Genomic DNA, 12529 nt, shown 5'->3' with positions numbered 1-12529 from the left:
GCGCAGGCTTATTCCTGAGCTCTTCAACGAATTTTCTGGCGCCACCTATACTGGCGTTTACCCATAATCGTTCGAGGGCCTGATGATGTTTGCTCTTATGCAAAGCGCTCAGCTCGAGTCGCTGCACCTTAGTGTAGACCCCGTTACAGGCCTTAAAGCCGTGATAGCCATCCACAACACTCGTCTGGGGCCGGCGCTGGGGGGCTGTCGTTATCTTGCTTACCCCAATGACGAAAGTGCAGTCGGTGATGCCATCCGCCTGGCCCAAGACATGAGCTACAAAGCCGCGCTGGCAGGGCTGGCTGTTGGAGGGGGGCAGGCGGTGGTGGTGCGTGCGGCCCACGTTGATAGTCGCGCGGCGCTGTTTGAGGCTTTTGGTCGCTGTGTGGTCCAACTGGACGGGCGCTATATCACGGCAATTGACAGCGGCACCTCCACTGCCGATATGGATTGCATTGCTCAGCACACCCGGCATGTCACCAGCACCACTGCTGCGGGGGATCCTTCGCCGCATACGGCCATGGGGGTTTTTGCCGGCATTCGCAGCACCGCATCGTCGCGATTGGGTAGCGACAACCTCGAAGGTTTGCGGGTGGCGGTGCAGGGCCTGGGCAAAGTGGGTTACGCGCTGGCCGAACAGCTGCATGCTGCGGGCGCCGAATTGCTGGTCTGCGATACCGACCCCGGCAAAGTGCGCCTGGCCATGGAACAACTGGGGGCGCACCCGATTGCCTGCGAAGCCTTGCTCAGCACACCCTGCGATATCCTTGCGCCGTGTGGTCTGGGCGGCGTATTGAACTGGCACAGCGTCGCGCAACTGCGCTGCTCGGCTGTGGCCGGGTGTGCCAATAACCAGCTGACCAATCTACAAGTGGCCGATCAGCTCGAGCGGCGGGGGATTTTGTATGCCCCGGATTACGTCATCAATTCCGGCGGGCTGATCTATATGGCCCTGACCCATGAAGGTGCCGCCCCCGAGGCCATCAACCAGCAGTTGCTGCAGATCAGTCAGCGCCTGACCGGCATCTATGCTCACGCCCAGGCCGAAAAGCGTTCACCGGCACGGGTTTCGGACGAGCTGGCTCATCAATTGTTGTACCCCAAGGACTGAACACAGGCCAGGTCCAGTTCCGGGCCTTCCATGGCAAAGCGTGTTTCAAACTCTTCCAACCCCGCATGCACCTGTTGCAACGCTTCGATCTGATTCATTACGGCGTGTTTTTTGCGGGCGATGGCGTTGCTCACGACCTCCCATGGCAGCGTCTGGCCGCGGTGTTGATCAAGGATGGCCTGCATTTCCTTGAGCTTGAAGCCCAGCTGTTGCGCGCATTTGATAAATGTTAGCAGTTCAACGCTTTGCTCGCTGTAGATGCGATAAGCGCCACGGCGTTGCGGTGCAGGTAACAGGCCGATTTCTTCGTAGTGGCGAATGCTTTTGACGGTGGTGCCCGACAATTGGGCGGCTTTGCCGATGTACATGAAAAGTCCTTTTAATCGCCGCCCGCCGAATTATCGAGTGGCGAGCTTGCGTGCCTCTAGAAGCCAGGCGTCTCTTTGATGAGGCGTGGCGTTCAGGATGGGGCCAAACGTCAGGGTGGCGGTGGGTTTTATGCCACAGAACGCCAGTGTGGTTTTGCGTATCTGATGCAACCCCGGCATGCGGTACACCCATCTGTAGTACCACGGCGGGGTGTCCATCGTCACCAGCAGGTGCGCGCTGCGGCCTTTCAGTAGCTTGTCGGGGAAAGCCTTGCCCTTGCGGTATTGAAAGGCAAAACCGGGCAGCAGGATGCGATCGAAAAAGCCTTTGAGCAATGCGGGGATTCCGCCCCACCAGATCGGGTAGACCAGCACCAGGTGTTCGGCCCAGAGGATGTTGGCCTGGGCGTGGAGCAGGTCAGGCTCCAGTGCCTGGACCTCCTGATAGCCTTCGCGCAGCACCGGGTCGAAGCGCAGGGCGCCCAGGCGCATGATGCGTACTTCATGGCTGGCATCCTTGGCGGCAGCTATGTAGCTGTCTGCCAGTGCGCTACAGAAACTGTTCGTGCCGGGGTGACCGAGAATCACCAGTACTCGCTTGCTCATCATGACGCCAACCTCAAAGGGGGCCTTTGAGGGTAGAGGCTGCCCCGTAGGGGAGAGTCAAGCGAGAACCGGGGGCGATTACTCGCTGTCGACCAGCAACTCGGACAGGGCGTCCGGCTGGCTCTTGAAGGCCTTGGCAAACACATCGCGATTTTTCGCCATGTAGATACCGGCTTCTTCGACTTGCTGCTCGTTCAGGGACGGCACAGCTTTTTGCAACACTTCGGCCAGCAACTCTGCCAGTTCCAGCATTTTGTCATGACGGTCAGCTTCGGCTTTATCCATGATTTAGTGGATCGAAAGGTGCCTACTTAATTTTAGGAATATATTAAATTGCGGAGTGGCGAACCTGCTGATAGCGCGCTATCGTCAATTAGGGGCGTCATCGCAACGCCTCGGGACCATAGATAGCGACCGCCTGTCGGAGTCCGCTGACGCGCATCTGTACCCACGAACGTTTACTAAGACGTCGGGGTTGTGCGCATGTGTATTAAAAGATCACACCTTCAATATCAATTTCGAGCCGAATCTCTAATTGGTCTACCGGGCGTTGCCTGGTGGGATGTTAAGCCCATGGGCAAGAAATTCTATGTGTCTGTGATCTTCCGCTCGTTATTGTTCGCTATAGGTAAGAAAAATCTATATCGATGTGCATTGTTTGGCTGCATATGGACGGACGCCTGCGAATCTAAATGGGGGCGTGAACTGTGAAAGTTAATATTCGCATATCGAAGGGTCGAAAAAATCTACGGTATAAACTAGTCAAGTTTCAAGCTGAAGGGGTCGGTAGATGCTTATTTGTCAATTCTAGAACACTGGTTCCGTCTTTGGCTGCATCGCTTTTCGAGGCAGCGTACGCCCGAGGGGAAAGAAAAAACAAAGGTAGCATATTTACCCTGTTTCATCACGTAGCATTTTTATTTACTTGGGCTAGCGAAGGAAAAGTCGATTTAGAATTCTATCTATTGAGTGGATTTGGGCTTCGCTATAAACAAATAAAAAGTTTCTCGGATTGGCTCAGTGAGGTGGTTGACAAAGACTCAAACACTATCAGCGCCTACAATAGGCAGGTAATGCAAAGCTGTAAAACTTTTGTTGTGTGGTTTGTTTTCAACTATGTAAGCTCGAGTGAGCTGATTAAGGCGGATGTGGAGTTAATTGCCCTCGTTAATACGCAGCGTTTTTTTTGGAGTAAGGCGACCATTGGAGGGGAGGGAGGAAAACTCGCTTTGGACTTGAGCGATAGTGAGCTTAATTCAATCGAAAATCTCTTGCTACATGAATTTGAAGAGGCAAAATTTGACAAGGGTATTTGTCATAGAAATTATTTATTATGGCGACTCGTAAAAGCGTTTGGATTAAGAATTGGTGAGGCACTATCGCTTAGGTTGGAAGATTTGAATTTGTCGGGTAGTGATCCGTATGTTGAAATAGTTCATCTGGATAGAAGAAATAGCAATCTAGACTCCAGAGTTCCTTATAATCCAAAAGTTAAAACGCTAGGTCGATATTTGTATATACAGCCTGAGGATGATGATCTAGTTGGATTGCTTGAGCTGTATGTAAAGAAATATAGGGTTATGAAGAAATTTATCAGGGGCAAGATGAGAGTGACTAATTTTTTAGATCATGATTATCTGTTTGTTACGCATGGAAGTTTTGGCGCAGGAAAACCTTTGTCTTGTTCTTCCGCGAGCCGCATCGCAAATGTCATTCAGCGGAAATCTGGAGTAACGTTTAGATGGCATTTGCTTCGCCATTCAAAGTTTAACCGATTATATATTGCAGCTCAGGAATCTCCTGACCGAAACGCTGCAATCGATAGCATCGTATATATGGGGGGGTGGCGAAGTGAAACGTCTTTGCTTCTTTATGCAAACCGGGCAGTGAGAGATTCTACACGTAGAAAAGTTACTGAAAATAATAAGAGGAGGGTTCAGAATGGAAGTCAATGAACAGGGGAAGTATGTAAATAGCGACGGGAATATCTTCATAAAGTGTTACGCTGATCCTTCTTCCTGTTTGTTGATTGATGTGACTGGGCCGAGGATAGAAAGTATCTGGAGGGGCAGAAGATATTGGATTGACTTTTCCATGTACCTGTTTTGCTCTCAGGTAGTTGATGCAGCATACGAATATGTGTGTGATAAACTTCAAGACCATACGCCGGCAATTGTAAATGAAGTGAAGTCAGCATTAAAGATGATGGCTGTTGTATGGAAGGATGAGTGGAAAAATTTTTCGTCGTTGTCATGGCATGAACTTTTTGAGATGTTCGCTACCGCGTCGAAGTCTATAAGGCTTTGTTTTAGAAAATTTTATACATATTGTGCTGATAATGGTTTGGCCCAGGCGGACGAAATTTACGCTGCTGAACTTAATCAAATTGCAGTGGGCTCGCCATCGACAAGAGTTATATCGGATTGGGATAAAAAACGTGGGGCTTTGACTAACGCAGAGCTGGAGTTGGTGCGCCGAGCGATGCTTGAGAGTGGGAACGAGTCATGGGATGAAAATGTTGCAAGACTTTTTGTTTGGATTTCCTTTGAAACGCTCAAGCGACCAATGCAGATTTCAAGTATGGATATTGAGGCTCTCTGGTCGCCGCCAGGTATTTTAGGTGAAAAAGAATTCTTCTTGAGAATTCCGAAAATTAAGTATAACGCGGGACAGCCCAGTGATTTGTGGCCTATTACAGCTGAACTAGCTAATGAAATTTTAGAGTATGGAAAGCGTGAAGGCGTAAGTGAGTGTCAAAAGGCTAAGGGGCGGCTAATTGTAACATCTAAACCTGGCACAAAATCGAATTTCGACGCTATGATAAAAAACTGGTCCAGAAAAAAGAAAATCATTAGCCCTAGAACCAACGAAATCTTGATTTTGACGCCGTATCGTATCCGTCATAGCGGCGCAACACAAATGGCCATGCAGGGATGTACTAGCGAAGAGATAAGGTATGTGTTGGAGCATAAGAGCCTTTTCGCAGTAAACGCATATATTGACTGCCTAGTATCTGATTTTTGTCCACTCTTGGATCGTGTCGGAAGAAAGTTAGGCGGTATCTTTTCCGAGCTCACAGCTGCATTTTTTGCAGGGAAGATAGCGCCGATTTCGCCAGGTAATCCAATACTGATCCCAGTTATAGCTGCCCCCGCAGTAGTGGGGTCCTGTGGAAGTCAAGTTGCTTGTACTAAACACCCATTTTTTAGCTGTTATAACGGATGTCCATTTTTTATCGCTTGGAAAGATGCCGATCACTATCGGTCTTTGAATTACATAGAAGCTATGTTGAATAAGTGGAATGCGGCAATCAACGGATCCGAACGTAGTAAAGTGCTTAAAGAGTTGGAGCGTGTTTATCAATCCATCACAGATGTGATTGTTAAAATCGAAGCAGGTGACTAAATTGGAATTATTAAAGAAATTAAAAGCAATCGGTATGCCAAGTCAACTAATCGATAAGTGCACGCGGTGGATGCAGATTTTGGAAGATGATATCGATTTTTTTTCTGACAAATGGAATGTTTTGCGTTGGAAAAGACGTCCCGGCAATGCGCGATATTCAAATGTTCTTTTTTCGTCCATTAGTAATCTTGGTCTCAGAGCTGTAGCTAAAGCATACATATTAAATAAGCGCTGGAAATCTAATATCTGTGATGCTACCGCCGTTGGAGATATGAGGGCTATCAAAAAACTGGACGAAATTTTAGGGTCAAAAAGTATTATGCAGGTGAATAATGGTGATTTTGAAATTGCCGTGGGGAATAACGTCAATCTTCAAAAAAAGCTATTTAATTTTGGTTCTTGGCTGAGAATAAATCTAGGTCTTAGAATAAGTTATAAGGCGCTCGCAACCAGCACTATAGAGCATGGTCGGGATGGAACTGAGGAAGGGAGACGTAATAAACTCATACCTATTGAGGTGATGAGGGATTTTTTCGGGCTAGCGTCGAACGAAAGTCTTGCTCCGAAAGATCGCTTTTTTATAAATACAATTGTACTGAATTCTGCAATGGGGGGGCGTGTTGGCGAGCTGGCAAGTTTGCCAGTTGATTGTTTAGTATTTCATGAGGGCGCGTGGGTGCTCAGACTGTTTCCCGAAAAGGTCGAAGGTCAGACGTTGAGATTGTTTCCACAGGATTTGCTGCCGGCAGTTAAAAGTGCAGTCGAGTTTTTGAAGAACCTAACAGTGGGGGGCAGACGTATAGCGCGCAAAAGAAAAGAATCATCGGCTGTCGATTGGTATAAGGTTTGGAAATCGCCGGAAGCTACAGAGTACTATGCGAGGAGATTTTGTCACGAGTGGACCACCAGCTTTAGTATCTTTACGCCTGATGCAGTTTGGGTTGGTAAACGTAATCAATTTATAGATTTTGTTGGAGTCCAGCGGCGCCTGGGTATCAATGGAGGAGCTAAGTATATAGGTGTTAGTGCAAGGCATTTTAAAAGGCAGGTTAACAGGCAAATGGCACTTAAAGAAGGTGTCTATTATTCTTTAGATTCGAATTGGCGCTCGTTTCCTGTGACGCTTGATACTCCTAATTGGAGGGAAGTATTGTTGGTGCATCCTCATTCGGTTTCATTCAATCGCTTCGAGCAGTTTTATCAGATGCGCTTTAGGCATCACAAAACAGCGACTAGTATTGTGAGGAAGATTTTTGATGTGTGTCTTTCGGATCAGTTGTTGAAAAAATCGTTCCCATTTACATATGACGCCAATTTTGAGGGGGAATTTCATAAACAAATTGAGCCAGTTATTCGAGATGGTACTGGTGCAGTGCTTGAGGTTGAGGATGCGCTGATGGTTCTACCCCGTTTCTTTTTTCATACTTCGTTCAATACGGATTTGGCTAATTATACGATGGTATCTCGAGCACAATTTTGTTATTGGCTGGCCGATGCCGCGAAAGGCCTAGATTCAGTTTTTTCTAAATACAATGTTATTGATCCTAGAACTGGTAATGTTGCCACTTTCACATGGCATGATATACGACACTGGTTGAATACTGTTTACAAGCAAGGGGGGCTGACTGATTTGCAAGTTAACGCGCTCTTGTCTAGAAAAAGCTTAGCGCAGGCGCGAGTATATGATCAGACGTTAGCGATCGATAGAAGCAAAGTTGTTCAGGATTTGCTGACAAGCATCCGGCAAGATAAAGCCATTGGGCAAATACAAGAGACTTATAACATTTTGGGCATGACCGATCGCCAAACTGCCGAACAATACCTCAAAGCCGCAGTACGGATTGTCAATCCAATGCCACATGGGGGATGTACATTAGATTTAGCTCTGAAAACGTGCAGGCATAGTCTCTCTTGCTTGTCAGTCAATGAGCGAGGAGACTGCTGTGAAAGTTTGGTGGTGGATGTAGAGAATGAAGGTCAATTTATTGAGCTGAAAAAAATCAATGATGATGCTAATACTATTAGGGAATATATTCAAGCGAACGGTGGGGAAGGTGGTCATCAAGATGTCCATTTCAGCCGCGTGGCAAGAAGTACCGCTCGCCTGTTGGAGGTTCGCCAACTTAAGTAGCGCCGGAGACTCAAAATGCAGCGTAGAGGAAAGCGGTTGAGTGAGTATCTTAATGAGTCGTTGAATGCATTGAATACTGAATATCTAAGTCGTGGGGAACAATATGTATATAGCCAAAAGGAATTAGCCGTTTTTGCGAACGTTTCTAGAGAAACTATCAGGAAGCATCAGGGGGAGCTTGATGAAGCCATATCTACACTTTCTCTTAAAAAATATAGTCTGGATAAGGACTCGCACGCTGCCAATTTAAAAGTGAAAATTTCAAAGCTAGAGAATGACTTGACTCGTACAATCATGAGTTATGAGGCGTTGCGCGTGCAATATTTGCACGTGATCAGCGTTATCGTAAAAGAGTCGTTAGATATTTCTAAGTTTATTAGGCGTGATATGGCAGGTGTGGTTGAATGCCCTATTTGCAATCCAATGCCGGAGGTGCGTCTACTTGCTATGGACCCTTAGCTGCAATTCGTTAGAAATCAATTTTTTATACTTGATTCGAAGTGTGGGCGCGAATTATTAAATCTATTCCAACCTCAGCGATACCCATAGCTAAGGGATATGATCAAATGATTTACTTACCCTCGAAGCTAAGGCGTGCTCATTGAATAAAAATGGCCGTGCATAATTTTATGTGGCTTTTAATATGTAGGCGGCTTCAGTCATTATTAAATTCAGTTTGCTAATTTTGGTGATTGGCATTTCAACTAGACGAGCTTTGTTGAAATTGGTAAATAAGAAGAATCAGCGGATTTTTAATTTTAATATTTTGTGTCGTGAATCCCCTAAGTTGAAGGCGGGCCTACAATAGGTGTAAAAATTTAAGATAACCTGGCCAGGTTGGATTTAAATGCGTTAAAGTACTGGGAAGCGGACGGCATTATCATCTTGAAGATACATTCAGAAAGTATGACAATGAAAGTTCCGGGTTAACGAAAACTCTTCTTCAGAAGCTTGATTCCTCAAAGCCAGAGTCTTGACCACGAATTGCTCAGACTGTATGCACTAAAGCTTGTAAATATGATCAGAAATCCTTACGCGCGTAAAGCGCACCCTCGGAATATTTAGAGAGATAATTGGTGCTGTGTCAGACTTTATGCAGAAAAGCGTTATTCGTGTTCACAAAATTTTGATAATGTGGATATGCTTCTTACTTTCAATAAATATTGTGTTTGTTTTACTGGTTTAAATGTTTTCTGCGCTTTGGGAACGCCTTTTGGTATACCGTTTCAGCCGCAGAACATTTCAGGTCTTCACTCTGATGATGTGGCTGGACCGAAGTTGTCTTAATTGATAATTTTCTTATGACTGACTGTTACCGCTGAATGCTAAGTGCTCCCACACCTATCTGAATATATCCTGGTGACTATAGATTATAGTCAGCAGGATATATTCGGATATTTTCCGCCGGCAGCTATGCATCAGTACGGCAGCGCTACTCTTGCGGTCATTGCCGAAACCAGAATGGTTGAGGTGATGTTTATTCAAGTGTCAGACCGGTTTGCGTTGTGAATCACCATGCTCCAGCGTTTGGTGATACCGTTACCCCAAGACCCCCCTAAAAAAACGATTAGACCTAATGAGATTGACCATGAAAGGCAAACGTAAGGCCGAAACATCCAAGTGGCTCATGAAAGGTCAATTCGAGAGGGAGGCGAGGCTAATACTGCGGAGACGATCCCGTGATGCTTCGAACCATTTCCTTGATGCTGCAGCTATATTTGGAGTCGAGCATGAACCGGTAGGTTTGCTAACGGGTAAATTGCTGTGAGTGATTATATTCTCAAAACTCGCCTCCTAACGTTGTAGAAACCCCACCGATAGTTGATTGCCGGGGGCTTTTAAGGAGATAGGTTGACCGCTACTGATCGACAGTTGTCAGTCACTCTTCTGAGAAATAGTATGAATACGCAATTGATGGAAGATGAGATACGTGGGGCGCTATTCGGTGATTCTGAGCCCTCTACGCCCGCAATTAACTCAGACGTTCAGGACACAGTCACGGATGTCGTGATCGTGCAACCGTGGAAGGCAGCGAGGAAAAAGGCGGTTTCAAAAGGCTTCACATCTAGGTCGAAAGTTACGCTCCGTGTGGGGAGCGAATTCGAGGGTGAGACGCACCAGATGGTGCATGAGGCCGATACGCTGAGCTTCCTAGTTGCAGAACGAGAAGCTACAAAGACGGCCAAAAAAAATTTAGGTTTGTGAAAGTAGTGTCGGTCACATCGATGTAAGTGGGTACTCTCACTTTTCGCCCGCGGGGTATTAAGCCGCCTTCACTTACCGCGGGGTCACCCAACAGGTTCGTGTCGATTGAAGCTTAAAATATTAGGGGCGTCAGTCATATCCCGGACTGGATTTAACACCATCAATCGATCCAACTCTCAATATTTAAGTGGTCGCCAACCCAAGCCACGTATCTAAGGGTGGCGACAGGTAAAAATCGACCAGTTGCAGCGTAGCACGGCAGTTTCTTGTCTAACCCAATAGAATTTTCTTCGCCGTCGATAGCCCCAATTTCTGTGTGCTAACCTGAGATTTAACTCGAGCCCTGAAATGGTTCAGGGGATAGTTTGATCCTTCGACTTAGGAGTTAAAACAATTGCTCCGTCGACCACTTCAATGGTCAATTCATCGCCGATACTGAGTCCCATGCTCACGAGTAGGTCAGCAGGTAAGTCAACGATGACGTCTCCACTTCCATCTGTAGGATTTTGACATTTCACGTTCCAGCGCTGAGCTTCGATCATAATATTTTCCACGATTTGGTCTTGGTAGGAACGATTCATTATGCTCGCGATGCCTAAGCCGGTTGAAGCGTGATAATCACTGCCGTCTGCTTTTGGCCGATTTTCTGCCTCTCCCGAAGTGCTGCAACATACGCTTTGGTCAGCGCCATTACCCATCAGCATTTTCCAGAAAGCGAAAGCTGCCATCACTCCGTTTCGATGAGTCAAAACAAGCGTCCTGCTCGAAGTTGGCTCAGCATTGGTCACCACTCAGATCTCTCTTGAATTTGAGGCAAATGACCTTAATATGATCTTATCTTGCCATCATCGTTTTCAATCATGGATGTTTCTCGGGGATAGGTCGAAATGGCAGAACCAGAAGACGCTAAGCCCGCGATTGGGCGCTTTAACACGAATGATGAGACGAAGCGGATCGTATGGACACAGACCGCTGGTCATTGCGAACTGTGCGGCACAGATCTAACGTTCGACTATCGTGCCGGCAAGCCAATGAAATGGGGCGAAGTGGCGCATATCCTACCCGCCAGTCCCAAGGGGCCTCGGGGACGCGCGGATCATGATGCTGAGGCGCACACGAACGATACTGCTAACCTGATGCTCCTGTGCCCAGGCTGTCATGACAAAATTGATCGTGACGCAGACGGTTATCCTGAAAATGATTTGAGTGGTTTACACCAAGCATACCTAGAGCGCATCCGAATCGCCGCAACGACCCCTGATGGTGGCAGAGCGATTCCTCTCATTGTTCAGAGTCAGCATTTCCAGACGATCAACGATATTCCCGTTCGCGATCTATTGACTGCGATGTCTGCGGAGGGATTAACCGCCTTCGATCAAGGCATCAAAATTGCCTTCCCTGCGCCCGGACCGCGCGGCAGGGACGCTGCCTATTGGCAGAACGTCAAAGACAGCATCCAGTATGAGCTGGAGCAGCAACTCAAGCGTCGGGGCGGCACCTATGGCGACTCGCCCGCGCTAGCAGTAGTAGGCTTGGCCGATATCCCAGCTTTGATGATGTTGGGCCAGAGCATCGGCGATCGTTCCAAACGCTTAATCTTCTCTTTTCACCGCGAGCATCTTTTGCGCTGGCCCGATCAGTGTGCTGAGCCGCCCAGTTTTCTGTTCACGCCTCCACCCAACGGCGATGGTCCACTGGCGTTGGTGCTCTCCATTTCTGCACAAGTTCCAGTTCGCGACGTGACCGACGCTCTACCCGGTGCATGTATTGCAGAGCTGTCGATCCCTGAACCAAGCTACGCGATGGTACAGAACCGTCGGGTGATTCATGCCTTTCGCGACGCACTCCAAATACGACTGAGTCAGCTTGAGGCTCTGACTCCTGATCCTATCCACGTCTTCGCTGCCATTCCTGCGGCACTGGCCATCGAGTTTGGCGCGTTGCTCACAACGCAGCATCAACATACGTACCTGATCTTCGATCGGGACAAAGAAAACCAAGATCGGTTTACGCAAACACTGCAATTGGGCTCGGTGGCCCAGGAGGCTATGTAAATGCTTTTGAGCAACGAACAGACCAAGCGCAGCAGTTGGGAATATTTTCTGCTTCGCGCCGCGCGGGAAATCTCGCTGTCGGAGGCGCAGTACGAAAAAATCAACGACCGCTACTCCCAACTGGAAAAAATCCTCTCGGCTTCTGACAATCCGTTGCTCGCTGAGGCCCATATCTTCGTTCAGGGCTCAATGCGGCTGAAAACCACCATCAAGCCAATTCCCGGCGCGCCTGCGGATCTGGACACCATTGATGCGGACGCGATTATCTGGCTCCCTCACGCTCAAGGCGCTGGTGCGAAGGAAGTTCTAGAGGCGATTGAACAGCGTTTTAGAGAAGGCTCCCGCGTTCAGGAGGAAGTTAAGCAACTACGTCGTGGTATTCGGATCGTTTATGCCGACGAAAATCCAGGTTTCCACATTGATGTCACACCTGCCCGCGCGATCAACGGAAATGGCGAAGCAAACGGCGAGGGTAAGCTGGAGGTTCCGGATCGGATCACAGGGTGGAAAGCAAGCAGCCCTATTCCTTACTCGAATTGGTTGCAGGTTGCTTCGGCCCAGAAAATCTCTATGGAAATCCTGAAAAAGACTTCCTGATTTGGCAAAATCCCCGGACACCAATCGCCGAGCTTTTCAATGAAGCAAATGA

Annotated in this window: 11 protein-coding genes and 1 pseudogene; 8 read left to right on the top strand and 4 right to left on the bottom strand. The window is 47.8% G+C overall.

The window, feature by feature from the left end; genetic code table 11:
- Positions 1-85 precede the first annotated feature (85 nt).
- Entirely contained in the window at positions 86-1111 is a 1026-nt protein-coding gene (locus GHO42_RS13555) for a Glu/Leu/Phe/Val dehydrogenase dimerization domain-containing protein (protein ID WP_153326414.1), read from the top strand.
- On the opposite strand, the gene GHO42_RS13550 is transcribed toward GHO42_RS13555, so the two are convergent.
- The 3 genes from GHO42_RS13550 to GHO42_RS13540 form a co-directional block, all read right to left on the bottom strand.
- Complete coding sequence (locus GHO42_RS13550) at positions 1087-1479, bottom strand: MerR family transcriptional regulator (RefSeq protein WP_095018224.1); 393 nt, start codon at positions 1477-1479, stop codon at positions 1087-1089. The genes GHO42_RS13555 and GHO42_RS13550 overlap by 25 nt on opposite strands.
- 30 nt (positions 1480-1509) lie before the next feature.
- Complete coding sequence (locus GHO42_RS13545) at positions 1510-2085, bottom strand: NAD(P)H-dependent oxidoreductase (RefSeq protein WP_095001390.1); 576 nt, start codon at positions 2083-2085, stop codon at positions 1510-1512.
- Positions 2086-2163: 78 nt separating this feature from the next.
- Positions 2164-2370, bottom strand: a complete 207-nt coding sequence (locus tag GHO42_RS13540) for a YebG family protein (protein WP_153326390.1) — start codon at positions 2368-2370, stop codon at positions 2164-2166.
- Between the two features lie 542 nt (positions 2371-2912).
- On the opposite strand from GHO42_RS13540, the gene GHO42_RS13535 reads away from it, so the two are divergent.
- The 5 genes and pseudogenes from GHO42_RS13535 (at position 2913) to GHO42_RS13515 (ending at position 9852) form a co-directional block, all read left to right on the top strand.
- Positions 2913-4040 carry a tyrosine-type recombinase/integrase gene (locus tag GHO42_RS13535; RefSeq protein ID WP_153326392.1) on the top strand — a complete coding sequence of 376 codons (1128 nt, stop codon included), beginning with the start codon at positions 2913-2915 and terminating at the stop codon, positions 4038-4040.
- Positions 4027-5490, top strand: coding sequence for a tyrosine-type recombinase/integrase (locus GHO42_RS13530; protein WP_017734296.1), 1464 nt, complete (start codon positions 4027-4029; stop codon positions 5488-5490). The genes GHO42_RS13535 and GHO42_RS13530 overlap by 14 nt, the downstream gene beginning before the upstream one ends.
- Position 5491: 1 nt before the next feature.
- Positions 5492-7621, top strand: a complete 2130-nt coding sequence (locus GHO42_RS13525; RefSeq protein ID WP_153326394.1) for a hypothetical protein — start codon at positions 5492-5494, stop codon at positions 7619-7621.
- Between the two features lie 15 nt (positions 7622-7636).
- Positions 7637-8080 (top strand): hypothetical protein, encoded by a 444-nt coding sequence (locus tag GHO42_RS13520; protein ID WP_153326396.1) that lies wholly within the window; start codon positions 7637-7639, stop codon positions 8078-8080.
- Between the two features lie 1440 nt (positions 8081-9520).
- Positions 9521-9852: pseudogene (locus tag GHO42_RS13515) on the top strand (hypothetical protein).
- Between the two features lie 327 nt (positions 9853-10179).
- Here the strand turns inward: GHO42_RS13515 and GHO42_RS26310 are convergent.
- The gene (locus GHO42_RS26310) at positions 10180-10554 is read right to left on the bottom strand and encodes an AbrB/MazE/SpoVT family DNA-binding domain-containing protein (protein WP_306106495.1); all 375 of its coding nucleotides are present in this window, start codon (positions 10552-10554) and stop codon (positions 10180-10182) included.
- Between the two features lie 159 nt (positions 10555-10713).
- Between GHO42_RS26310 and GHO42_RS13505 the strand changes: the two genes are divergently transcribed.
- Positions 10714-11880: an SAVED domain-containing protein gene (locus GHO42_RS13505; RefSeq protein ID WP_153326398.1), complete on the top strand. Its 1167-nt coding sequence runs from the start codon at positions 10714-10716 to the stop codon at positions 11878-11880.
- Entirely contained in the window at positions 11881-12477 is a 597-nt protein-coding gene (locus tag GHO42_RS13500; RefSeq protein WP_256670584.1) for a nucleotidyltransferase, read from the top strand.
- The last annotated feature ends 52 nt before the right edge of the window (positions 12478-12529 follow it).

Source organism: Pseudomonas sp. FSL R10-0056 (assembly GCF_009600105.1).
Taxonomy (GTDB): Bacteria; Pseudomonadota; Gammaproteobacteria; order Pseudomonadales; family Pseudomonadaceae; genus Aquipseudomonas; species Aquipseudomonas bubulae.
This window is presented reverse-complemented; position numbering and strand designations above follow the sequence as displayed.